Source organism: Morganella morganii, assembly GCF_041099235.1.
Classification (GTDB): Bacteria; Pseudomonadota; Gammaproteobacteria; order Enterobacterales; family Enterobacteriaceae; genus Morganella; species Morganella morganii_E.
In genome coordinates this window covers 2093-24144 of the sequence record NZ_JBFZSO010000005.1, presented here as the reverse complement: position 1 = coordinate 24144, position 22052 = coordinate 2093, and the positions used below count along the sequence as shown (strand labels likewise).

The window sequence follows — 22052 nt, the reverse complement described above, 5'->3', positions numbered from 1 at the left end:
GATGCAGAGACAAAAAGGCCCCATTAAAATAATGAGGCCTCTGTCATCAGATAATTACACGTAATCAAAGCGTGCAGTGAAGAAACGTAACTGCTTCGGCTCGTATACGAACTTCAGCCCTTTAATGTCTTCTTTGTGTTTGAACAGTTTGATAATACCGTCAGCAACCAGATCCATGTGTGCATAGGTGTATACACGGCGCGGAATAGTCAGACGAACGGTTTCCAGCTTCGGACGGTGATGGTCGCCGGTTTCTTTATTACGGCCTGCGGAGATAATACCGCGCTCCATAGAACGTACACCGGTTTCCATGTAGATGCTGGCTGCCAGGCTCTGTGCCGGGAACTCATCCTGGGTCAGATGCGGGCAGAAACGGCGTGCATCGAGGAATACTGCGTGGCCGCCGACCGGCTCAACAATCGGTACACCGGCTGCTTTCAGTTTTTCGCCCAGGTAACGAACCTGCTTGACGCGGTGCTCGATATATTCGAACTGCATCGCTTCGCGTAAACCGATAGCCATCGCTTCCATATCACGACCGGCCAGACCACCGTAAGAAGGCATCCCCTCATAAACCACAACCAGTTCACGTGCGGCAGAGAACATGTCGTCGTCGTTCATACACAGGAAACCACCGATGTTCACCAGACAGTCTTTCTTACCACTCATGGTACAACCGTCAGCGTAGCTGAACATTTCGTGAACGATGTCTTTAATGGAGACATCCGCGAAACCTTCTTCCTGCTCTTTGATGAAATAGGCGTTTTCCACACAGCGGGTCGCATCGTAGAACACTTTGATGCCGTGCTTATCACATAACTGGCGGACTTCACGCATGTTTGCCATAGAGACCGGCTGACCACCTGCCAGGTTTACAGTTACCGCCAGACAGATGTAAGCGATATTTTCCGCGCCTTTCTCAGCAATCAGTTTTTCCAGTTTCTTAACGTCGATGTTGCCTTTGAATTTCACATCCAGACCCGCATCGTGTGCTTCATCGCGGACGATATCGATGAATGTCGCACCATTTTTTTCCTGGTGATAACGGGTGGTGGTGAAGTACATGTTACCTGCAACATACTGACCCGGTTTGATAGCTAATGAAGAGAGTAAGTTCTCTGCACCGCGGCCCTGGTGAGTAGGAACGATGTGTTTAAAGCCGAATAATTCCTGAACAGTTCTTTCCAGATGGAAGAAGTTTTCGCTGCCTGCGTATGCTTCGTCACCCATCATCATGCCGGCCCATTGTTTATCGGACATGGCGTTGGTGCCGCTATCGGTCAGTAAATCCACATAAACGTCTTTGGAATTCAACAAGAAAGTGTTGTACCCGGCCTCTTTCATTCTTTTGATACGCTCTTCGCGAGGGATCATGGATACGGTTTCAACACTTTTAATACGATACGGTTCTGCTGGATACATCATGGTAAAATCTCCAATTATTTATAATAATAACTCGATAATTTACACAGGCATTTATCTGTTTATAAGTATCATGCCTTGTGAATGATATAGCATTTGTAAATCCGGTAGTGTTCTTGTCTTAATTCAAATTCAGTTTTTTTATTTCTGTTATTTCTTTCTGTGCCATCCTTCTCGTTTGGCGTGAAATCATCATGCGTGAAAAAAAATGAAAAGGGAATGGGGGAGGGGAAAATAAACAAAGTGGGTATTAATTTCGGGTGTAAACCGGGTGATCTGTATCACTTAAACCTAAATGATTCAGTATATTCAATGAGTTGAATTTGTTAATACCTTGTTGTGTTTTTATGTGAAATATACATAATTCTCTTTCTTAAATTCCGTATTTAATATGAATAATTCAATGCTGTCGGGCAGTTATGCCGCAATGAAAAGCCATTTTATTCTGTGAGAATTTATATAGGTTAAGGAAAAGTAAATAAGGACAAAACGTACAAATTTAAATCTATCTTTACAGGAAGAATAAAAAAACGGATGAGAAGTCTTGTTCTTTTTTAACAAGAACTATGCATCAAATGCATTGATATGGTAATTTAAATTAAAATATCTTATAAGTCACGGGTGTTATAATCATCTTTGTTTTTATTGATCATACGGAAAAATGTTATGATTTATTGAATCCTTCAACTGAAACCTGGGATAAAAATAAAAATGTGACACAGTCAGGATAAATTTGATGATAAAGATCACATTGATAATGTTACGTTACATGAATGAAAAGTAAGCGACGACAGGGAATAACAAAGATATTTAATTAAAGCAGTGAATTGTTATGCATTACGGTATGTGGTTGTTTAGTGATCATGTTCACGGTTTAGCATTTACAGTCATGTTAGTAAAGCAAAACCCTGTACTTAAATGTTTACATTATCAGCGGGGGAATAGTAACAGGATGTGTGTGATGTACATATTTCCCGGGGTTTTGTTATTGAAGTTAAATTCTGTAATTTTAAATAAATTAGTAATTTAAAACCAGATTGTATATCTATGATAGTGCGATATTTATTTAAATAACTAAGTTGCAGGTTATTCATCCATGGTAATATCCGGTGTGATTTACAGGAACAGACATGATTTCATGAAGAATCGGCAACTGCCTGCTGAAAACGGAAAATACCGGATTTGTGCTTCAGATCACGCAAGGAAGGTATGAATAACGAAGAAAAATCAGGCAAACCAGCAGGGATTTCCGGATTTCAGCTTGAAAACCCTGCCGGGCAGGAGTGTAATAATGCTGTGCCGGATTAGCTCAGTTGGCAGAGCAGTTCATTCGTAATGAAAATGTCACCAGTTCGAATCCGGTATCCGGCACCATTACTTATCAAAGAGTTAGCGATTATCTCCCGATGCCAGTTTTTCACCTTGGGACGTATTTGGGATGTAACTGTCAAAAATGGCATCTATTTGCTTCGCATGTTCGGTAAGATGATTTGGTGCCAGATGGGCATATCTGCATACCATTTCTATCGACTCCCACCCGCCCATTTCCTGTAATAGAGAAAACAAAAATCATCAACACCAGTTCTTCCGGAGCGGATTATCAGTCACTGCGGTATCACTGTGTATTTATACACATACCGAGTGGCGGTACTTAAAAAGGACAGTGTGTATGAATTATGGTACTGAAATACATGGCGATAACGAAACAATCTACTTGCCAAAAGACAAGCAGTCCGCAGATATCTATGGTCAAAATATGACGGTTATTGCCAGCGGAGATGGTGTTGGTCTCTCCACTGATGCCGGAAGCGGAACCGATGCGCTTATTATTGCAACGGGTAAAGATGCTCAGTTCTATGTAAGTACTAAAGCTGTCGTGCATTCTTCCGGAAATTCATCAAATGCTTATGTTCAGTCTGATGAGGAATCAGAACCGGTTATTGATGGTGCTGCTTTCCATTTTTCAGGGACTGGTGCTGAAATCACGACAAACAACGGTGTAAAGAATGCCACTGTCATTTTAAGCGGGGATGGATCTCATATTAATGATGTCTCTCCGTTTGACAGCCGTAATACGCTGGTTCTAACCGGAGATGAATCGTTCGCATACTCCTATTATGTATCAGGCACAATTATGGCAACGGGTAATGATACCAATATTATCATGGGACAGATTCATGAAGAGCACCCGGATGTCAAAGGTGGTGTTGCTATGCTCAGTGGCACGGATTGTTCTCTGGTTGTGGCTCCTGAAACAGTGGGCTTTTGTGCGCACAACCCGGCATCGGTTACCCTCCGTGAGGGCGGGGCAGTGGCTATTGGCTGGAATGACGGTATCCGTGAGCGTGTATCCGTTTTCTACGAGGGTGAAAACGGCATTGAAGCAGATGTCGCATATACCATGAACGTACAGGGTCAGCTCGTAAAGGTCTGATACGGTCAGACGGTTATAATATCAGGCCTCACCCCGGGTGGGTGGGGCTTTTCTGCGTCATCGCCGGGCGTCTGTTTACAGCTTTTTATTAAGATTGCGGATATTGATGCCTTTTTTCGTCATTTCGGCATTTTTCTCATCAATTTTTTTGTTGCGGTAGTCATTCAGGGCACGCTGATAAGCCTGCTTTATACTGTCATCAGGCAGACTTGCCGCGCTGAAAAAGAGGATGCGATCGACTATCCACAGAAATACTATTCTGATTAATATCGTTGTCTTTCCCTGTTGTTTTTTCATGCTGCTCTCCCTGAGCAAATTGCATATTATTTAATCATATATCAATATCCGGCGGGGTCAATGACACCCTCTTCAGGTATTTTTGTTCCCGGCAGGGGAGCTATCGTTGGTTTCTCAGCCTTCCGGAGACGATTACCAGTCATCATATTCCTGATGTATCGTTAACCTGCAGTACAAAAAAAGAGCATTATTTTAATCTGAGGAATATAAAATGACGAATAAAGTAAGACAAACAGAGAACGGGAAGAACGTGGCCGGAAAGGAAAATCTGAACAAGATGCCTGCACTGACAATCAAGCCACCGCCACTCACTCCCCGGCCGACAACGACAGTAACACCACCACCGATAACCACACCGAATATCACCACGCCCGGACTGAAATAACAGTATGGTCAGCTATATATCCGAAGCCCCGCGAAACCCCGGGGCTTTTTGGTATCAGGCGCGGATAACGCTTATCGGGAGCTTTATTTTTTTACTGACACTTTTATCCGGGATTGATATTGTCTGTTGCCGGAAAATGACCGGACAGCGTAATAAGTCAAATATGGCACGATAAGGCCATCATGAAATCAGCGGGTATATTTAATAATGAAAAAAATAACAATAATTTCTGCTTTGATTGCGGCATCTGTATTATTGGGTGCCTGTGATAAATCAGCGGCAGATAATGCAGCACAAAATGAGCATTCTGCTGCACGCTATTCTGCACCATTCGGCCTGACCTGGGGAATGACAGAAGAGGCATTAACACCACGCCTCGGTGGTCAGTCTGAGCGTGATAACAGCGAATATGTCTGCCCGCTGACCAAAGTGACGTCCAAAACATTTTCCGGCGGATTAAATGAAGCGGGTGAGTACGAATTCCGCTTTTTGCCACGGTACGGGCAGCCGGATTTCAGCGGGCTGGTTGGCATTGGTTATTTTTATTCCACAGATGATGAAACGGCATATCAGACGCTGCTGAAAACATTGCAGCATACTCTTGAGGCAGAATATGGTAAGCCGTCAATACTGGAAAGTAAAAAAGCAGATGAAGAACATTTCATTTATAAATCCGAAGAAAAAGAAGTTAGTTTATTTGTCATGATGCGGAACGAACGCTTTTATATTTCTCTGGATTACAGTTATTTTCCCAAAGAACATCAGGTCTCTCTGAAGAATAATATACAAAAAATAAAAGAGGCCTGCATTAAGCAGCGGGAAGAGTAAGATATCGCGAAGTACAGAAAACCACCGGTCATCCGGTGGTTTTCTGTTTGCGGAATAAAACAGATTAGTGACAGTTTTCTCAGAATAGCGTGTTCCGGTGACATATACTGGTCATCAGGGAAAATAGTTACCGGGAGGGAATACCGGATGAATAAACAGATTTACGATGGCTTATAACACGGCGGTGCTCTATACCGTGATTGATACGCTGCTGATGTGGCGGACGGACTATCTTATCGTCGATCTGCTGAGTTTTGCGGTCACTATTCTGATTATCCTGGTTCCTTCCGGATATCTGACTAAAAAAGAATTATCTTCCTGAATGGTCCCACTGTACCGGAGAAATAAATGTCCGTTTATTTTGTAATTTCTGTTCTGATTATTTTTCTGATTATCCTGCTGATTGTGTTAACCATTACTAATAAAATTGTGATCAGCCGGAAGAAAACGGTTTATCTGTCACTGATTGCGTTATTTTTTGCATTTTTTATTAAAAGTGCGGCGGTGGAAAAAAGTGAACAGATAAAAACTCAGGTTCTTGAGATGGTACCGACACTGAAAGCCATTAATCAGGTTGATCCCGGTATGTTCGAGGCCTTTTTTACCGACTTCAAAAATGCCGGCAATGATTCGAAAAAAAGAGAAGTCCATTATATGAGGCTGCAACAGTGGGCCACCGAAAATATTAAAAAACTGCTTTATCTCGCGGGGGATGACGCGGTGATTAATTACGGGAAAATGCGGCTGGAATTTTTGCAGAAAGCACTGGCGCAGGATACCTCCGGTGACTTCTGCTTTCGTGTGCTGCATCCGGAGGTGTCAGGCCCGCCGGATATGAAAAAGGCTTCCGGCGAGTACCGTGACTTTATTATCAGCAACAGAGCGTTGCTGGATCTGGTGAATTCAGCCGGTGAAGGTGCTCCGGTTGCACATTATTCTGCGGATGAAATTCAGTCATTATTTTCGGCACAAATACAGGGATCAGCGGATAAATACGGTGACCGTTTTCTGACTGATGATCCGTATGTACTGGCGGAAGACAAACTGCAAACCTGTCAGATGGAAATTGACTTAATGACTGATGTGCTGAAAGCACCGCCCCGTGAATCCGCAGAACTGATCCGCTATGTGTTTGCGGATGATTGGCCGGAATAAATAAAAAAACAAAGTTTCAGCAGGAAGGTGACCGCGTATTATTACCTGTTTCTGTACAGGTGCATCATGCCGTTTGTGATGGGTTTCATGCAGCGCGGTTTATTAATACACTTCAGCTGATGTGTGATAACATACTGAAATAAATTAATTAATCATGTATCTAAGTCACCGTATCCGGCAGGAATGGTGGCTTTTTTTTATCTTTTCGCCGTTATCCGTAATCTCGTTTCAGAATGGTTCAGGATCACTGTACGATAATGCTCCCGCAGTTTGGTAATACCCTTAACAAAAAAGAAACAGCAAAGACTAACAGCAATAATAATAAAGTAAGCAGTAACGATAATATTAACAACACCGAAATGCCGTAAAGGTAGTAGTAACAACACCAGTGAAAACATCACGATAGCATAGTGATATGCCTGAGTGTGTTTAATTAAACAATAAATAAACCGCCATGTATAACAGAAGATAGTATTCTGAATGGCATGCTTTTCTGTTCAGTATAAACATATCATTCTGGTTAGCATAAGGATGATATATAATAAGTTAAGCTGAGCACGTATTTATTTTTGTTTTATTTTATAAATAAAGTAAGACGATCCGTTAAGTCAAAGCGGGGTATATTTATTATACCCCGATTTTTATTTGTCCGCCGGACGCGGATAATGGATCAGATTATGCAGTGTCACAATGGTCTTACCGGGATTGGCGTAAGCGTGCGGGATATCCGCATGGAAGCGCAGGGATTCCCCGGCAGAAACGGTGTGCCACTCATCCCCCAGCCGCAGTTGCAGTGCTCCCTCCATCACAATGACATGTTCGATAACGCCGGGTTCATGCGGACCGGATTCGCTGAGCGCCCCGGGCAGCAGATCAATTTTCAGCAAGTCTGTTTTTAGTTCATCATCGAACGGGATCAGCGGTGTGACGCGCATTCCGGAACGGGTCTGTTCAAAGACCGGCAGTTTTGCAAAAGCGTGGAGTGCGGATTGCTGCTGCGGTTGCGCACCTTCCAGAAAAACAGAGAAAGCGACGTTGAAGCCGGTGGCGATTTTCCACAGTGTGGATACCGTCGGACTGGACTGCCCGCGCTCAATCTGGCCGAGCATAGCTTTGCTGACACCGGTCAGTTGTGCTGCCTGGCTGAGACTCAGCCCGCGTTCCGCACGCAGTTGTTTAAAAGTCTCTGCAACAGCGGGTGTGATATCGTGCATAAATTGTCATTATTCCGGGTAAATGTCATTGTCCGTTATAGCATCCGGTGATAGAGTCCGATCGTCTGCTATAACATCCTATGGTGTGTTCCTATGAGTAAGTTAACATTTTTTCGTGCCTTTTCTCCAGCAATGATGATGACTGGGCTGGTTGCGGTGCTGGTCGGCTATGCCAGTTCAGTGGCGATTATTCTGCAGGCGCTGGATGTGGCGGGGCTTGATGCTGCACAAACCGGCGGCTGGCTGATGATGCTGGGGATCGGGATGGGGGTGACAACGATCGGTTTGTCGCTCTGGTATAAAATGCCGGTGCTGACCGCCTGGTCCACACCGGGGATCGCGCTGCTGGTGACCAGTTTGTCCGGCGTGACCATCAATGAAGCCGTCGGCGTGTTTATTTTTGCCTCCGGGCTGATGTTTCTGTGCGGCGTGACCGGTATTTTTGCCCGGCTGATGAATTATATTCCGCGCGCACTGGCCTCGGCGATGCTGGCCGGTATTCTGCTGCGTTTCGGGCTGACGGCGTTCGGTGCGCTGAATACCAGCTTTGTGCTGTGTGCCGCGATGATAGCCGCGTATGTGGTGATGCGGCGGATTTTCCCGCTGTACGCCATTATTGCTGCACTGATCACCGGTATCACAGTGACCGGGCTGAGCGGCGATCTGCATTTTGTCCGGGCCGGCAATGTGTTTGCGCTGCCGGAATTTGTGATGCCGTCATTTACCCTGACGTCCCTGATCAGTGTCGGCATTCCGTTTTTTATTGTGTCGCTGGCCTCGCAGAATGCGCCGGGGATTGCAATTTTACAGGCTAACGGTTATCCGCCGCACACCTCTGTGCTGCTGAGCTGCTCGTCGCTGGCAGCCATTCTGCTGGCACCGTGGGGTGGATTCAGTATCTGTATTGCGGCGATCACCGCCGCGATTTGCATGGCACCGGATGTGCATCCGGATCCGGCACGGCGTTATACCGCTGCTGTCTGGGCGGGGATATTTTATCTGCTGGCGGGGGTTTTCGGCGGAGCGGTCTTTATGCTGTTCAATGCCTTTCCGGCAGTTCTGATACAGATCCTGGCCGGGCTTGCTCTGCTGACCACGCTGATGAACAGTCTGCATCAGTCGCTGGCTGATGAAAAAGGGCGGGATGCGGCGATTATCTGTTTTCTGCTGACGGCATCCGGTATTACGCTGCTGGGTATCAGTTCGGCTTTCTGGGGGTTACTGGCGGGTATTGTGGTGCATCAGATTATGGCAATACGCAGGGGCTGAGCGTCAGACTCCGGAATAACTTAACATTCCGATAAGGTATATAACGGCTTATATTATAGAGTGGAGATAACAAATCCCGCCGATAGTTATACCATTCCGGAGACACCATGAGTTTACAGAATTACCGCGCGGCAGAGCGTCATTTCTGGCGCAGCATCGCGCAGGATGCCATCACCGTCAGTGATCGTGCAGAATGTTATCTGACACCGCTGCCGGTGCCGGTCTTTAACTATATATATCTGCAGGCCGGTGCGGATAACGATGAATTCTCACAGGCGCAGCAGCACTTCATGTCGCATCACAAACCTCATTGCCTGGTGGCGGAGAAATCCGCTGCAGAAGCACTGCATCCGCAGATTATGGCCGCCGGTTATGAGGCTGACGGTGAAACCAGTGCTATGCATTTGAATATTGATGAGTGGCAGCCGTCTTCTGTTCTCCCGGCCGGATGTGAGATCCGTGAGGTGAATGATCAGCTTTCGTTGTGGGCGGAGCCGCTGGACGCCGCTTTTCCGGCAGGCGATGATGATGGCGGGGAGACCGTACCGTTTAGTATCATCAGTGATTATATCAGCTATCATCAGCGGGCAATGGCAAACGGTACTGAACTGCATCATGCTGTTCTGTTATGTCAGGGGAAACCGGTCAGCTGCATCACGCTGTCGCTGTCAGAATACGGCGCGCGGATTGATGACCTCGGAACTGTTCCCGCATATCAGGGCAACGGCTACGCCACACTGTTGCTGGATTATGCACTGACACTATGCCGGAAGCGGGGTATCCGGGATTGTTATCTGGAAGCGTCGTCCGAAGGATTGAGCCTGTATCAGAAGCTTGGTTTCCGCACGCTGTTTAATTATCTGTTTTATGTAAAGGGATGAAGAATGCGTAAGGCCGCCGTCTGTGCACTGCTGAGCTGTTTATTTATGGCTCCTGCAATGGCATCAGAAACACAAAATAGCGGAAAAGAGACTGTCCGGACAGAAAACCTTGCCCGTCAGGATGGCAGTGCTGTTCATTACTACCTGTTGCACCGGCAGGCGGAACCTACCCGAAAATTACTGGTGCTGATTCAGGGTTCCGATTGTAACAGTGCCAAAAACAACCGTTTTATGGTGGATACTTTCGGCGGTGCGTTCCCGGATCATGACATTCTGCTGGTGGAGAAATACGGCATTACCGATGCGCTGCCGTATGATATCCGTGATGGTGAGCGGGCAGACTGCCCGGCGGAAACCATGCTCAATGATTCTCTGTCGGTGCGGGTCAGTGATTATGCTGCGGTGCTCGATCGCCTGAAAGGGGAGTATGACACCGTGCTGCTGCTGGGCGGCAGCGAAGGGGCGACTGTCGCGGAACATACTGCGCTGGCATCACCGGCGGTTGACGCGGTGGTAGCTATCAACGGCGGCGGGCGCTTTTTCCTGGATGATGTCACGGACAGCTTCCGTAATAGTCCTCAGCCACTTGAGGAGTCACAGTTAGCCGGTTTTCTGGCATTTACCGATGCGGTAAAACGTAATGAAGTACCGGACGATATGCTGGTCAGCCAGCACGGGCCGCGCTGGTGGCGTGAGTTTCTGGAAGCCGATACGCAGCAGACACTGAACGGGCAGACAAACCCGGTGCTGGTTATTCAGACGCTGAATGATACCAATGTCAGTGTCACATCGTTTAAGCAGATGCAGAAAGCGGTGGAGAATCCGGTGGTGACATTCAGAACCTTTGATAATCTGGATCACTATTTTAAAGATACAGACGGAAACCGGCATACTGAACACGTTCTGTCAGCTATTCGTGACTGGTATGCCCGGCAGTGATTATCTGCGGATTGCAGGAAAATAAAAAAACAAACGCCCGTTAAAACGGGCGTTCAGTCAGGCGCTGCCGCGTATCAGCGGACAACCAGAACCGAGGTATGGGCGTAACGCACAACCGCTGCGGCGTTGGAGCCGAGCAGATAGGTGGACATATCCGGGCGGCGTGAGCTGATGACAATCAGGTCGCTTTCCAGGGTATCCGCCAGTTTCAGAATCTGATCTTTCGGTGAGCCGGAAACCACATGCAGTTCAAACTGCTCTGCAGGCAGATTAAAATCACTGACCATTTTCGCCAGCTGCTCTTTGGCGCTGTCGAGAATCTCATCTTTTTCCGGCAGGGTGGCGGCGTAGGCAATACCGAAAGAGGCAAAGTGAGAGAATGACGGGATCACAGCGACAAAGTGAATTTTGGCATTTTCAAATTTGGCTAATGTCTGAATAGTCGGGATCACCTCGCGGGTCAGCCCGGTTTCGGAAATATCGATTGGAACTATAATCGTTTTATACATACACACCTCGCAATCTGAAAGCCGGCAAATAAGTTATCAGTCATAGTAACCTGCGTAATGAGCACTATACGTGAAAACGATCAAAATTCACAAATAAACCCCTTAACGGGGCTTAATTGTGTGATGTGGTGACTAACTGAAAATAAAACGGTCGGATTTATCATCCAGAACCTGTTTCAGCAGTGCACTCAGCGTGCCGGCAGGGCAGTCCGGATAAGGCTGCCATTTGTTGTTATCCACATAAAAAAGCTGCCAGTTATCATCAGCTTCTGACCAGGTCAGTCTGGCAATTTGTTTTTCGATGGTTTGCGGGGTGCCGCACGGGCAGACGAGTTGTTTCTGATAAATCAGTATGTTGTTATTGTCCGTACGGTACTGAACATCGAACTCATCGGGGATATGACCATTCGGATACAGGCGCTCAGTGAACAGGCGCATGTTCTGCTTTATTTGCTGTGTCTGAACTGAATTAAATTCCATAGCATTACCATTTTGTGACGAACGAAAATGAAAACTTCCCGTTTATCCCGCCCGTGGTTCCGGCGGATCCGGCCGTATCAGGCAGTGCGTAATCTGCGTAAATTGCGGACCGTCACGGGAGATCATGTTAGCGCATTTCACTGAGGTGAGAAATACTTTTCCGGTGATTTCCGGACAACAGGCAGGGGATAATACAACAGAATTAATCAATCAAAGGAAAACAGACGAAAAAAACGGCTTCCGCAGAAACCGTTTTTCAGTGTACAGACTGTGGTGAAAAAGCCGTTATTTTTTGATTTTGATGACAACGGTTTCGCCGACAGTGACCGGGCCGGTCATTTTGGTCATCTCTTTGATTTCGTCCATGTTAGAGATAACCACCGGAGTCAGGGTGGATTTGGCTTTCTCTTCGAGAAGCGCCAGATCGAATTCAAGTACCAGGTCGCCTTTTTGTACGCGCTGGCCTTCTTCCGCAATACGTTTGAAGCCTTCACCTTTCAGTTCGACAGTGTCGATACCGAAGTGAACAAACAGTTCAATCCCGCTGTCCGATTCAATGGAGAACGCGTGATTAGTTTCAAAAATTTTACCGATTGTACCGTCAACAGGGGCAACGATTTTATTCCCTGCCGGTTTGATGGCAATACCATCGCCGACAATTTTCTCTGCGAAAACAACGTCAGGCACATCTTCGATATTCACAATCTCACCGGACAGCGGCGCCACGATGTCAATCGTGCCGCTGTCTTTTTTATCATCCGAAACCAGCGACTTCAGTTTGTCAAACAGACCCATGAATACTCTCCTAAATGTTGATACGGGACCGGGCGTGAATTTGGCTTTCTCAGCACAGGGTTTTTTCTTTGGTGAAGGTTTCCACCAGTGCCATCAGTTCTGTTGCCGTCGGCTGAGCGAGTGCCTGTTCAGCCAGTGCTTTCGCATCTTCATAATGCGTATTGCGGATCAGTTTTTTGATACGCGGGATAGCAATAGAACTCATACTAAATTCATCTAAACCCATGCCCAGCAACAATAAAGTTGCACGTTCATCACCCGCCAGCTCACCACACATTCCGGTCCATTTCCCTTCCGCGTGGGAAGCGTCAATGACTTGTTTGATAAGGTTCAGCACCGCAGGAGACATCGGGTTGTAGAGATGGGAAATCAGCTCATTTCCGCGATCCACAGCCAGAGTATACTGCGTCAGGTCGTTGGTTCCAATACTGAAAAAATCGACTTCTTTTGCAATGTGACGTGCATTAACTGCTGCCGCCGGGGTTTCCACCATGATACCAACTTCAATAGTTTCATCAAAAGGTTTCTGTTCATCCCGCAGCTGTTGTTTCATTTCGTCCACTATCTTATTGAGTTCGCGGACTTCTTCGACGGAAATCACCATCGGGAACATGATGCGCAGCTTTCCGAAAACCGAGGCACGTAAAATTGCGCGCAGCTGGGTATCGAGAATTTCACGGCGATCCAGACAGATACGGATGGCGCGCCAGCCGAGGAACGGGTTTTCCTCTTTCGGCAGATTCATATACGGCAGATCTTTGTCACCGCCAATGTCCATGGTACGGACAATAATGGCTTCATCCGGCATTGCCTGAGCGACTTCTTTGTAAGCGCGGAACTGTTCTTCTTCCGTCGGCAGCGAGTCGCGATCCATAAACAGGAATTCGGTGCGGTATAAACCGACACCTTCCGCGCCGTTGCGTTCGGCACCCGGCATATCGCGCACGGTACCGATGTTGGCACAGACTTCCACCTGATGACCGTCGAGGGTAATCGCAGGCAGGTCTTTAAGTTTTGCCAGTTCGGCTTTTTCCGCCAGATAGTCATCGCGCACTTCTTTCATGCGCTCAATGTCTTCTTCTGACGGATTGAGATAAATGGTGTTGTTGACCGCGTCCAGGATCAGATAATCATCACTTTTGATATTTTCAGTGGCATTCCCGGTACCGACCACAGCAGGAATTTCCAGAGAGCGGGCCATGATGGAGGTGTGGGAAGTCCGGCCGCCGATATCGGTGATAAAGCCCAGCACTTTTTTCAGGTTCAGCTGTGCGGTTTCGGATGGTGTCAGGTCTTTGGAGACCAGGATTACTTCATCAGCGATGGCGCTGAGGTCGATAATCGCCATGCCGAGAATATTTTTCAGCAGACGGTTACCGATATCGCGGACATCGGCCGCGCGTTCTTTCAGATACTCATCATCCAGGTTTTCCAGGGCGGTGGCCTGTTCTTCAATCACCTGGTGCACTGCGTAATCGGCAGTTTTTTTGCTTTTGATGATGTCAGTGATTTCGTTTTCAAGCTCCTCGTCTTCGAGCAGCATGATATGACCTTCAAAAATTTCGGCTTTTTCGGCACCGAGATTTTTTTCAGCGGTTTCTTTGATGGCATTCAGCTGTGCGGACGCTTTGGCGCGGCCTTCAGTGAAACGCCGGATTTCAGCATCAATCTGCTCAGCAGAAATCGACTTCTGGCTGATAATGATAGGTTCTTCTTTGAGTAACAACGCTTTACCAAAAGCGATACCCGGTGAAACAGAGATTCCTGAAACCATAATAATACCTTTGAGTTTACTGGGGGACGTACAGCAGCGGGCTGCGTGAGCGTACCCGGAAACGGACTATCCCCGGCATGAGACGGCGGCCGGGGATCCTGACAGGTGAGGGCGGAAGGAGATTACTCCAGCTCACCCATCAGTTTGACGAGGTGCTCTACTGCTTTCTGCTCATCTTCACCTTCTGCGGCGATAGTCACCACGGTGCCCTGTGTCAGACCCAGGGTCTGTAATTTGAACAGGCTTTTGGCGCTGGCGCTTTTGCCGCCGGAAGTCAGGGTGATGTCAGAAGCGAAGGTTTTGGCTTCTTTGACAAACTGAGCCGCAGGACGGGTGTGCAGGCCGTTAGGAGCAGTAATGGTGACTTCTTGCTGATACATAGCGTTACCTCATGTTTGAAATTTTTTATCGGCGGTTAATATTAAGACATATAACAGTAATCATAGCCGGAGCAAGTAAAATAGCACAACCCGAAGATTCGACATACGTATTTGGTGTCATTATTTTGAGCTGTGAAATAATTACATTTTTAATACTAAACAACCGCACAAAAATCACCCCGCAGAGTGTCAAACTTTGATCCGTTGCACAAAAAAAGCACCCTTTGCGGGTGCTTTCGAGGTCAGGCAGGGCGGGAACTGAATCCGTTCAGTTGATCAGTTTTCACTGATATCAGCGAACAGCGCAGTACTCAGATAACGTTCACCGGAAGACGGCAGGATCACCACGATATTTTTGCCCTTGAATTTATCTTCTTTCGCGAGACGTTCCGCCGCAATTACCGCTGCTCCGGATGAAATACCGGCCAGAATACCTTCGCGCTCCATCAGTTTACGGGCGGTGGCGAAAGCATCTTCATTACTGACCAGTTCGACGCGGTCAATCAGGCTCAGATCCAGGTTACCCGGGATAAAACCGGCACCGATACCCTGAATTTTGTGCGGGCCCGGTTTGATCTCTTCCCCGGCCAGCGCCTGGGTGATGACCGGGGAGCCTTCCGGCTCGACAGCCACGATAGTGACGTCTTTTTTCCCTTTGATGTTTTTCAGGTAACGGGCAATGCCGGTGATGGTGCCGCCGGTGCCGACACCGGCAACCACAACATCCACATTGCCGTCAGTGTCTTCCCAGATTTCCGGACCGGTGGTTTTTTCATGGATCGCCGGGTTGGCCGGGTTGCTGAACTGCTGTAACACGATATAGCGGGACGGATCAGACGCGCTGATTTCATCGGCTTTTTCAATCGCGCCTTTCATGCCTTTCGCGCCTTCGGTCAGTACCAGGTTGGCACCCAGGGCTTTCAGCAGTTTGCGGCGTTCGATACTCATGGTATCCGGCATGGTCAGGGTGAGTTTGTAACCACGGGCGGCGGCAACATACGCCAGTGCAATCCCGGTGTTACCGCTGGTCGGCTCGACCAGTTCCACACCCGGTTTCAGGATGCCGCGTTTTTCCGCGTCCCAGATCATATTGGCACCGATACGGCACTTGACGCTGAAACTCGGGTTGCGGGATTCCACTTTCGCCAGGATATTGCCGTGACCAAAATGTTTGAGGCGCACCAGCGGTGTGTGACCAATGGTTAGCGAATTATCTTCATATATCTTACTCATCGGTTTTCCTTATAGGGTTATTCATAATCAGACTAAATATAAAACCACATTACCCGCTGACCGGCGGAAAGGAAATACATAATCGGCATATCCTTATAACCGGACAGACGATCAATAGCGAAAAGGTATAAGGCGCAGGAAAACGGCAGGGCGGTGTGATAACCGCCCTGCACGGAAGGGCGTTGCGGATCAGTCGCGGACAAACTGTGCGCGGTAGCGATCCACCCACAGCGCGGTGGCACCGCAGACCGCCGCCGGCATAATAAACAGGTTCACAAACGGGATCATGGTCAGCACACTGACCAGCGAACCGAACTGGAGATTGGTCATATTATCGCGGCGCAGTGTGCTTTTCATTTCCGGAAAACTGACCTTGTGGTTATCAAACGGGAAATCCCCGTACTGCACGGACATCATCCATGCACCGAAAATAAACCAGAGCACCGGCGCAAGTGTCTGCCCGATCCCCGGAATGAAAAACAGGATCAGCAGGATAACGGCACGCGGGATGTAATAGAGCAGTTTGACCATCTCCCGTTTCAGAATGCGGGGGATATCTTTTATCAGATCTGCCCAGCCCTGATCCGGTGCGGGACGCCCGGTGAGTTCCGCTTCCAGTTTCTCCGACAGCCAGCCGTTAAACGGTGAGGCGATGATATTGGCAATCGTGCTGAAAAAATAGCTGAAAATCAGCAGTACAGAAATCACCGCCACCGGCCAGATAAGATAATCCAGCCACTGCAGCCAGCCCGGTACTTTATCCATCAGCCAGGCAATCCACCCGCCGAACCGACTGAACAACCACCAGAGTGCACCGCCCATAACCACGATATTGGCCAGCAACGGCAGAATCACGAAGGCCCGGAGACCCGGACGCATCATCAGCCGCCATCCCTGTGCAACATATGCAAAGCCGCTGAGCGGCCTGACAGGATTTGTCATACTTCCTATTCACTCCTATGATTGGAAAACGTTATACTATCAGACTGAACTATTGATTTGTCCGGCCACAAATGAAATGTCAGGATGAAAAATCAGTCAAAAAGAGCAATTAAATGAACTTTATTGCAAGAAATTCGTGCAGGGACTTGAACTTAACATCATTGACAAATACTCTTGTAATCAAACGATAGTATTTTGCCATGGTGGCCTTTAATTTAAACAACAGAGATAGCACTGATGCAAGATCTGCGTCTGATATTAATCGTTGTGGGTGCGGTAGCAATCATCGCATTGTTACTTCACGGACTGTGGACGAGCCGTAAAGAGCGTTCTTCCCTGTTTCGCGCGCGCCCCATGAAGCGTCGTAAGTACGAGTCGCAGGATGAAGCCGCTGATGATATGTCAGAGGCACACGGCTCCCGTCACTCTGCTGTATTACCGGAAGATCCGGCTCCGCAGGTCTCCCCGTATTCAGAAGCGCAGAATGAGCAGGATCCGTTATTATCTGCCGGCAGAATGTATCCGTCATCAGAGCCGGAAGAACCGCCTGTGATGCCGAAAGCCCAGAGCCCGCGCCGTCAGCCGGTAAAAGCACCTGAAACAGAGCCGCAAATCGGATTATTTGATGCACTTGAGCAGGAAGCACAGGCACCGGCTGCTCCGGCTCCGGAGGTTATGACAACAGCCGCGGTGATTACTGCTGCTGAAACCGACCTGCCTCACGCGGAAGAGCCGGTAACTGAACCTGAACCGGTGCAGGAAGCGCCACGCAGCAGTGCAGAGAACAATGAGATTGTGCTGGCGCTGTTTGTGTCCGCCCATCCGGGACAGATGGTCGCTGGTGACATTCTGCGTACCGCTATCGAGCAGGCCGGGTTCCGTTTCGGGGCGATGAACATCTATCACCGCCATGTCGATCCGGCAGGCAGTGGTCCGGTGTTATTCAGTCTGGCCAATATGGTGAATCCGGGCACGTTTGTACCGGAGCAGATGGAAGAGATCGAAACCCCGGGCGTGGCCATGTTTATGATGGTGCCGTCTTACGGTGATGCAAGCCAGAACTTCAAGCTGATGTTACAGGCCGCTCAGCGTATCGCCTCTGATGTCGGGGGTGTGGTACTGGATGAGGAACGCAAAATGCTGACACCGCAGAAAATCGAGGTGTACAAGGCGCGCATCCGCAAAGTTCTCGTCGCCAAACAGAGCTGAGACACTCAAATCGCACAAAAACCCCCGCAATGACGGGGGTTTTTTTCAGGTATAAACAGATTGCAGATCACTATGATGCCAAAAAATAACGAAAACGACATTGAACAGCTGCGCGCCACACTGCGCCATCATGAATACTGTTATCACGTGCTGGATAACCCGGAAGTGCCGGATGCGGAATATGACCGCCTGATGCAGCGTCTGAAAGCGCTGGAAGCGGAGCATCCGGAACTTATCACACCGGACTCCCCGACACAGCGCGTCGGGGCATCACCGCTGAGTGCGTTTGAACAGGTGCGCCATGAGATTCCGATGCTGTCACTCGATAACGTGTTTGATGAGGAGAGCTATCTTGCCTTTGACAAACGTGTACGGGACCGCCTGAAAGACACGCAGGATCTGACATTCTGCTGTGAGTTAAAACTCGATGGTCTGGCGGTCAGTTTGCTGTATGAAAACGGCAGTCTGGTGCAGGCGGCGACCCGGGGTGACGGCACCACCGGGGAAAACATTACCGCCAATGTGCGGACCATCCGTGCTATTCCGCTGAAACTGCGCGGGGAAAACATCCCGCAGCGTATTGAGATCCGCGGCGAAGTCTTTATGCCGCAGAAAGGCTTTGAGGCGATGAATGAGGAAGCGCGCCGTACCGGGGGCAAAGTGTTTGCCAACCCGCGCAACGCCGCAGCCGGTTCATTGCGTCAGCTGGATCCGTCGGTGACAGCCAAACGCCCGCTGACCTTCTTTTGTTACGGTGTGGGCGTGCTGGAAGGCGGTACACTGCCGGGCAGTCACTATGATCGCCTGCAGCAATTTAAAGCGTGGGGCTTACCGGTCAGTGACCGTGTAATGCGCTGCACCGGCAGTCAGGCGGTGCTGGATTTTTATCACAATGTGGAAGAGAGCCGTCCGGTACTGGGCTTTGATATTGACGGCGTGGTGATCAAAGTGGATTCCATTGCACAGCAGGAGGCGCTGGGTTTTGTGTCCCGTGCCCCGCGCTGGGCGACAGCCTTTAAATTCCCTGCTCAGGAACAGATGACCGTTGTCCGTGATGTGGAATTCCAGGTCGGCCGTACCGGTGCGATTACCCCGGTTGCCCGTCTGGAGCCGGTGCTGGTGGCCGGTGTGACGGTCAGTAATGCCACACTGCATAATGCGGATGAAATCAGCCGTCTAGGCCTGAAAATCGGTGATACTGTGGTTATCCGCCGTGCCGGGGATGTGATCCCGCAGGTGGTGGGCGTGGTGGAATCAGAGCGTCCGGCAGATGCGCGGGACATTGAATTTCCGCTCAGTTGTCCGGTGTGCGGGTCAGATATCGAACGGGTGGAAGGCGAGGCCGTCGCCCGCTGTACCGGTGGCCTGATTTGCGGGGCGCAGCGCAAAGAAGCACTTAAACACTTTGTCTCCCGCCGTGCCATGGATGTGGACGGGCTGGGGGATAAAATTATCGACCAGCTGGTGGATGCGGAGTATGTGAAGACCCCGGCGGACCTGTGGCGTCTGACCCCCGGTAAGCTGACCGGGCTTGATCGCATGGGACCGAAATCCGCACAGAAACTGACTGACGCGCTGGCTGCATCAAAACAGACCACTTTTGCCCGTTTTCTTTATGCCCTGGGGATCCGCGAAGTCGGCGAAGCCACAGCAGCCAATCTGGCAGAGCACTTCGGCACCCTGGATGCCTTACAGCAGGCCGATACAGAAGCACTGAAAGCTGTTCCTGATGTCGGGGAGGTTGTCGCGAAGCATGTGGTCAATTTCTTCCGCGAGCAGCACAACCGGGAGGTTATCACTGATCTGACCGGAGATATCGGTATCAGCTGGCCGGATGTGGTGGCGGTGGATGCATCGGCACTGGATAATCCGTTTGCCGGCAAAGTGGTTGTACTGACCGGCTCACTGCAGATCCTGACCCGTGATGAGGCGAAAGATCGTCTGACGGCTCTGGGAGCGAAAGTTACCGGCAGTGTCTCGAAGAAAACCGATCTGGTGGTTGCCGGGGAAGCAGCAGGCTCCAAGCTGGCCAAAGCGGAAGAGCTGGGCATTAAAGTGATCAATGAAGATGAATTTATTGCGCTGCTGAACTGACAGACAAGCTGAAAAACGGTCTTCCGCAGAAGACCGTTTCAGTCACATCAGGAGAGATGATGGAGAAAGAAGATTTAGTGGCTATCGCTAACACTGCTATGCCATTTGGTAAGTACAAAGGTTGCTGTTTAATTGACCTTCCCGGGGAATATCTGCTCTGGTTTGCCCGTAAAGACAGTTTCCCGGAAGGGCGCCTGGGGCAGCTGATGCAACTCACCCTTGCGATTAAAATCGAAGGTTTAAGTGGTCTGATAAAACCGCTTAAACGTCCTGCTCACTGATCCCGGGTCAGTGCATCGATGACTTTCCGGCTCAGTATACGAAACTGGCGCTGTTCATCGTCATTCAGACTTGCAAATACTTTTTCTGCATTGCGGGTGCGTCCTGTCGCCGCGCGGGACAGAAACTCTTCACCTTCCGGTGTCAGCTGGGTAACCAGTTCCCGTTTATCGGTCTCCGACTGATACTGGGAAACAAACTGGTGTTTTTTCAGCGCCCGTAATGATTTCGAGACATTCTGGCGCGAAATCCCGAGTTTCTGGCTTAAATCCGACGGGGTTAAATCCCCCTGAAGGCGCAACATTTCCATTACGTCATACTGTGCCCACGTCACCTTTTCAGGTGAGCTGATGGTCCGTTGCGCTACCAATGTGCACTGTAACAATGACAGTGTATTTTCCAGTTCCTTGAATGACATATCACCTCCCTTTTATCCTCACCCTTAGTTTAGCCGAAAGGCAAAATCAGGAAAAGAAAATTGATTAACAAAAGTTAATCAATTAAGCTTTTAGTTAACCAAAGTTAATTAAAAGGTGATGGTATGACAGACTTTCAACAGAAGATTATCCTGGTTACCGGGGCATCAACCGGAGTAGGCGAAGGAATTGCCCGTGAATTACTGAAAAAAGGGGCTAAAGTTGCGATTACCGGGCGGAATCCGGAACATCTGCAAAAGGCCATAAATGAGTGGGATCCTACGGGAGATAGCGTGCTGGCAATTGAAGCAGATGTACGTAAATTGAGCGATTGTGAGCGGATGGTGAGCACGGTGTCAGATAAATTCGGAGCTTTACACGGGCTGGTAAACAATGCCGGGATCACCGGACCGCATGGTGTGAAGATTGAGGATTACGATTTTGAGGCCTGGCAGGATGTGATGGATACGGATGTAACCGGTACATTTCTCGGGATGAAATTCGGCATTCCTGCCATTATTAAAAGCGGCGGCGGGGCGGTGGTGAATCTATCAGCCTGTAACGGCGTCACCGGTATTGCGGGGATTGCACCTTATACCGCCGCCAAGCACGCAGTACTCGGGCTGACCCGCGCGGCGGCACTGGAATATGCAGAGCAGGGCGTGCGGATTAATGCGGTCGGCCCGGGTTATGTGGCGACACCAGCTATTCTGGCGTTACCGCAGGATGTGCAGGCAATGATGGCGGAGAGTCATCCGATGAAACGGATGGCAACACGGGAGGAGGTGGCAAAAATGGTGGCGTTTCTGTTATCAGATGACAGTCTTTTTTGTACCGGCGGATTTTATCCGGTGGATGGCGGGTATACTGCGCAATGACAGGAAGGCAGAAACGAAAAACCCCGGTCAGAGACCGGGGTTTGAATTTGGTGGAGCTAAGGGGGATCGAACCCCTGACCTCTTGCATGCCATGCAAGCGCTCTCCCAGCTGAGCTATAGCCCCGGAAAACCGGGTGTCGCGGTATTTATCAGTCACCAAAGATTTGGTGGAGCTAAGGGGGATCGAACCCCTGACCTCTTGCATGCCATGCAAGCGCTCTCCCAGCTGAGCTATAGCC

Annotated in this window: 23 protein-coding genes, 2 tRNA genes and 2 pseudogenes; 14 read left to right on the top strand and 13 right to left on the bottom strand. The window is 49.1% G+C overall.

The features are described from left to right. Nucleotides 1-54 precede the first annotated feature (54 nt). Entirely contained in the window at nt 55-1425 is a 1371-nt protein-coding gene (locus AB7038_RS09990) for a tyrosine phenol-lyase (RefSeq protein WP_262861457.1), read from the bottom strand. Nucleotides 1426-2720: 1295 nt separating this feature from the next. Here AB7038_RS09990 and AB7038_RS09985 point away from each other — a divergent pair. Next, a tRNA-Thr gene (locus AB7038_RS09985) sits at nt 2721-2796 on the top strand. A 15-nt stretch (nt 2797-2811) separates the two neighbouring features. Here the strand turns inward: AB7038_RS09985 and AB7038_RS09980 are convergent. Then, a pseudogene (locus AB7038_RS09980) lies at nt 2812-2982 on the bottom strand (integrase); the annotation flags it as partial. A gap of 109 nt (nt 2983-3091) precedes the next feature. Here AB7038_RS09980 and AB7038_RS09975 point away from each other — a divergent pair. Further along, on the top strand, nt 3092-3856 hold the full coding sequence (locus AB7038_RS09975; RefSeq protein ID WP_369453241.1) for a hypothetical protein: 765 nt from the start codon (nt 3092-3094) through the stop codon (nt 3854-3856). Nucleotides 3857-3931: 75 nt separating this feature from the next. Here AB7038_RS09975 and AB7038_RS09970 read toward each other — a convergent pair whose 3' ends face one another. Further along, nucleotides 3932-4153, bottom strand: coding sequence for a hypothetical protein (locus tag AB7038_RS09970; protein ID WP_369453240.1), 222 nt, complete (start codon nt 4151-4153; stop codon nt 3932-3934). A gap of 211 nt (nt 4154-4364) precedes the next feature. On the opposite strand from AB7038_RS09970, the gene AB7038_RS09965 reads away from it, so the two are divergent. The 5 genes and pseudogenes from AB7038_RS09965 to AB7038_RS09945 all read left to right on the top strand — a co-directional run. Then, complete coding sequence (locus tag AB7038_RS09965) at nt 4365-4538, top strand: hypothetical protein (protein ID WP_369453239.1); 174 nt, start codon at nt 4365-4367, stop codon at nt 4536-4538. 207 nt (nt 4539-4745) lie between these two features. Next, a complete protein-coding gene (locus tag AB7038_RS09960) occupies nt 4746-5366 on the top strand; it encodes a hypothetical protein (RefSeq protein ID WP_369453238.1) in 621 nt (206 codons plus the stop codon). A gap of 166 nt (nt 5367-5532) precedes the next feature. Then, entirely contained in the window at nt 5533-5688 is a 156-nt protein-coding gene (locus tag AB7038_RS09955) for a hypothetical protein (RefSeq protein WP_368888997.1), read from the top strand. Between the two features lie 26 nt (nt 5689-5714). After that, on the top strand, nt 5715-6521 hold the full coding sequence (locus AB7038_RS09950; protein ID WP_369453237.1) for a hypothetical protein: 807 nt from the start codon (nt 5715-5717) through the stop codon (nt 6519-6521). A gap of 11 nt (nt 6522-6532) precedes the next feature. After that, nucleotides 6533-6664: pseudogene (locus AB7038_RS09945) on the top strand (CatA-like O-acetyltransferase); the annotation flags it as partial. A 498-nt stretch (nt 6665-7162) separates the two neighbouring features. Here AB7038_RS09945 and AB7038_RS09940 read toward each other — a convergent pair. Then, entirely contained in the window at nt 7163-7735 is a 573-nt protein-coding gene (locus AB7038_RS09940; protein ID WP_369453236.1) for a helix-turn-helix domain-containing protein, read from the bottom strand. Nucleotides 7736-7828: 93 nt separating this feature from the next. Here AB7038_RS09940 and AB7038_RS09935 point away from each other — a divergent pair, with 93 nt between their 5' ends. The 3 genes from AB7038_RS09935 to AB7038_RS09925 all read left to right on the top strand — a co-directional run bounded on the left by AB7038_RS09935 (nt 7829) and on the right by AB7038_RS09925 (nt 10824). Further along, on the top strand, nt 7829-9004 hold the full coding sequence (locus tag AB7038_RS09935; protein WP_369453235.1) for a benzoate/H(+) symporter BenE family transporter: 1176 nt from the start codon (nt 7829-7831) through the stop codon (nt 9002-9004). Nucleotides 9005-9111: 107 nt separating this feature from the next. Then, a complete protein-coding gene (locus AB7038_RS09930) occupies nt 9112-9885 on the top strand; it encodes a GNAT family N-acetyltransferase (protein WP_369453234.1) in 774 nt (257 codons plus the stop codon). A 3-nt stretch (nt 9886-9888) separates the two neighbouring features. Beyond that, nucleotides 9889-10824 carry an alpha/beta hydrolase gene (locus AB7038_RS09925; RefSeq protein WP_369453233.1) on the top strand — a complete coding sequence of 312 codons (936 nt, stop codon included), beginning with the start codon at nt 9889-9891 and terminating at the stop codon, nt 10822-10824. Between the two features lie 74 nt (nt 10825-10898). Here AB7038_RS09925 and uspF read toward each other — a convergent pair whose 3' ends face one another. The 7 genes from uspF to cysZ all read right to left on the bottom strand — a co-directional run bounded on the left by uspF (nt 10899) and on the right by cysZ (nt 16937). Then, complete coding sequence (gene uspF, locus AB7038_RS09920) at nt 10899-11333, bottom strand: universal stress protein UspF (RefSeq protein ID WP_072870176.1); 435 nt, start codon at nt 11331-11333, stop codon at nt 10899-10901. Nucleotides 11334-11465: 132 nt separating this feature from the next. Next, nucleotides 11466-11813 carry a DUF3024 domain-containing protein gene (locus AB7038_RS09915; protein WP_004240248.1) on the bottom strand — a complete coding sequence of 116 codons (348 nt, stop codon included), beginning with the start codon at nt 11811-11813 and terminating at the stop codon, nt 11466-11468. 285 nt (nt 11814-12098) lie between these two features. Beyond that, on the bottom strand, nt 12099-12608 hold the full coding sequence (gene crr / locus AB7038_RS09910; RefSeq protein ID WP_004240252.1) for a PTS glucose transporter subunit IIA: 510 nt from the start codon (nt 12606-12608) through the stop codon (nt 12099-12101). Between the two features lie 49 nt (nt 12609-12657). After that, nucleotides 12658-14382, bottom strand: a complete 1725-nt coding sequence (gene ptsI, locus AB7038_RS09905) for a phosphoenolpyruvate-protein phosphotransferase PtsI (RefSeq protein WP_349419553.1) — start codon at nt 14380-14382, stop codon at nt 12658-12660. A 122-nt stretch (nt 14383-14504) separates the two neighbouring features. Further along, on the bottom strand, nt 14505-14762 hold the full coding sequence (gene ptsH / locus AB7038_RS09900) for a phosphocarrier protein Hpr (protein ID WP_004240254.1): 258 nt from the start codon (nt 14760-14762) through the stop codon (nt 14505-14507). Between the two features lie 276 nt (nt 14763-15038). Beyond that, nucleotides 15039-15995 (bottom strand): cysteine synthase A, encoded by a 957-nt coding sequence (gene cysK, locus AB7038_RS09895; RefSeq protein WP_004240255.1) that lies wholly within the window; start codon nt 15993-15995, stop codon nt 15039-15041. Nucleotides 15996-16184: 189 nt separating this feature from the next. Next, a complete protein-coding gene (gene cysZ / locus AB7038_RS09890) occupies nt 16185-16937 on the bottom strand; it encodes a sulfate transporter CysZ (protein ID WP_072870183.1) in 753 nt (250 codons plus the stop codon). 234 nt (nt 16938-17171) lie between these two features. Here cysZ and zipA point away from each other — a divergent pair, with 234 nt between their 5' ends. From zipA to AB7038_RS09875, 3 genes are all read left to right on the top strand, one after another. Continuing rightward, the gene (gene zipA / locus AB7038_RS09885; RefSeq protein WP_368889138.1) at nt 17172-18146 is read left to right on the top strand and encodes a cell division protein ZipA; all 975 of its coding nucleotides are present in this window, start codon (nt 17172-17174) and stop codon (nt 18144-18146) included. Nucleotides 18147-18221: 75 nt separating this feature from the next. Next, a complete protein-coding gene (ligA, locus tag AB7038_RS09880) occupies nt 18222-20240 on the top strand; it encodes an NAD-dependent DNA ligase LigA (protein ID WP_214180915.1) in 2019 nt (672 codons plus the stop codon). A 59-nt stretch (nt 20241-20299) separates the two neighbouring features. Beyond that, nucleotides 20300-20521, top strand: a complete 222-nt coding sequence (locus AB7038_RS09875) for a DUF3820 family protein (RefSeq protein WP_368889137.1) — start codon at nt 20300-20302, stop codon at nt 20519-20521. On the opposite strand, the gene AB7038_RS09870 is transcribed toward AB7038_RS09875, so the two are convergent. After that, nucleotides 20515-20937, bottom strand: coding sequence for a MarR family winged helix-turn-helix transcriptional regulator (locus AB7038_RS09870; protein ID WP_072870192.1), 423 nt, complete (start codon nt 20935-20937; stop codon nt 20515-20517). The genes AB7038_RS09875 and AB7038_RS09870 overlap by 7 nt on opposite strands. 123 nt (nt 20938-21060) lie before the next feature. Between AB7038_RS09870 and AB7038_RS09865 the strand changes: the two genes are divergently transcribed. Continuing rightward, nucleotides 21061-21813: an SDR family NAD(P)-dependent oxidoreductase gene (locus AB7038_RS09865; RefSeq protein ID WP_369453232.1), complete on the top strand. Its 753-nt coding sequence runs from the start codon at nt 21061-21063 to the stop codon at nt 21811-21813. 48 nt (nt 21814-21861) lie between these two features. Here AB7038_RS09865 and AB7038_RS09860 read toward each other — a convergent pair. Then, nucleotides 21862-21937, bottom strand: a tRNA-Ala gene (locus AB7038_RS09860). Between the last annotated feature and the right edge of the window lie 115 nt (nt 21938-22052).

Bases quoted from the DNA above. Each gene is read 5' to 3' on its own strand.
- AB7038_RS09975 (WP_369453241.1), top strand. From the start codon at position 3,092: ATGAATTATGGTACTGAAATACATGGCGATAACGAAACAATCTACTTG.
- AB7038_RS09935 (WP_369453235.1), top strand. From the start codon at position 7,829: ATGAGTAAGTTAACATTTTTTCGTGCCTTTTCTCCAGCAATGATGATG.
- crr (WP_004240252.1), bottom strand. From the start codon at position 12,608: ATGGGTCTGTTTGACAAACTGAAGTCGCTGGTTTCGGATGATAAAAAA.
- AB7038_RS09970 (WP_369453240.1), bottom strand. From the start codon at position 4,153: ATGAAAAAACAACAGGGAAAGACAACGATATTAATCAGAATAGTATTT.
- AB7038_RS09870 (WP_072870192.1), bottom strand. From the start codon at position 20,937: ATGTCATTCAAGGAACTGGAAAATACACTGTCATTGTTACAGTGCACA.
- AB7038_RS09960 (WP_369453238.1), top strand. From the start codon at position 4,746: ATGAAAAAAATAACAATAATTTCTGCTTTGATTGCGGCATCTGTATTA.
- AB7038_RS09990 (WP_262861457.1), bottom strand. From the start codon at position 1,425: ATGATGTATCCAGCAGAACCGTATCGTATTAAAAGTGTTGAAACCGTA.
- AB7038_RS09930 (WP_369453234.1), top strand. From the start codon at position 9,112: ATGAGTTTACAGAATTACCGCGCGGCAGAGCGTCATTTCTGGCGCAGC.
- AB7038_RS09875 (WP_368889137.1), top strand. From the start codon at position 20,300: ATGGAGAAAGAAGATTTAGTGGCTATCGCTAACACTGCTATGCCATTT.
- ptsI (WP_349419553.1), bottom strand. From the start codon at position 14,382: ATGGTTTCAGGAATCTCTGTTTCACCGGGTATCGCTTTTGGTAAAGCG.
- AB7038_RS09915 (WP_004240248.1), bottom strand. From the start codon at position 11,813: ATGGAATTTAATTCAGTTCAGACACAGCAAATAAAGCAGAACATGCGC.
- cysK (WP_004240255.1), bottom strand. From the start codon at position 15,995: ATGAGTAAGATATATGAAGATAATTCGCTAACCATTGGTCACACACCG.
- AB7038_RS09940 (WP_369453236.1), bottom strand. From the start codon at position 7,735: ATGCACGATATCACACCCGCTGTTGCAGAGACTTTTAAACAACTGCGT.
- uspF (WP_072870176.1), bottom strand. From the start codon at position 11,333: ATGTATAAAACGATTATAGTTCCAATCGATATTTCCGAAACCGGGCTG.
- AB7038_RS09965 (WP_369453239.1), top strand. From the start codon at position 4,365: ATGACGAATAAAGTAAGACAAACAGAGAACGGGAAGAACGTGGCCGGA.
- ligA (WP_214180915.1), top strand. From the start codon at position 18,222: ATGCCAAAAAATAACGAAAACGACATTGAACAGCTGCGCGCCACACTG.
- AB7038_RS09955 (WP_368888997.1), top strand. From the start codon at position 5,533: ATGGCTTATAACACGGCGGTGCTCTATACCGTGATTGATACGCTGCTG.
- AB7038_RS09925 (WP_369453233.1), top strand. From the start codon at position 9,889: ATGCGTAAGGCCGCCGTCTGTGCACTGCTGAGCTGTTTATTTATGGCT.
- AB7038_RS09950 (WP_369453237.1), top strand. From the start codon at position 5,715: ATGTCCGTTTATTTTGTAATTTCTGTTCTGATTATTTTTCTGATTATC.
- cysZ (WP_072870183.1), bottom strand. From the start codon at position 16,937: ATGACAAATCCTGTCAGGCCGCTCAGCGGCTTTGCATATGTTGCACAG.
- AB7038_RS09865 (WP_369453232.1), top strand. From the start codon at position 21,061: ATGACAGACTTTCAACAGAAGATTATCCTGGTTACCGGGGCATCAACC.
- ptsH (WP_004240254.1), bottom strand. From the start codon at position 14,762: ATGTATCAGCAAGAAGTCACCATTACTGCTCCTAACGGCCTGCACACC.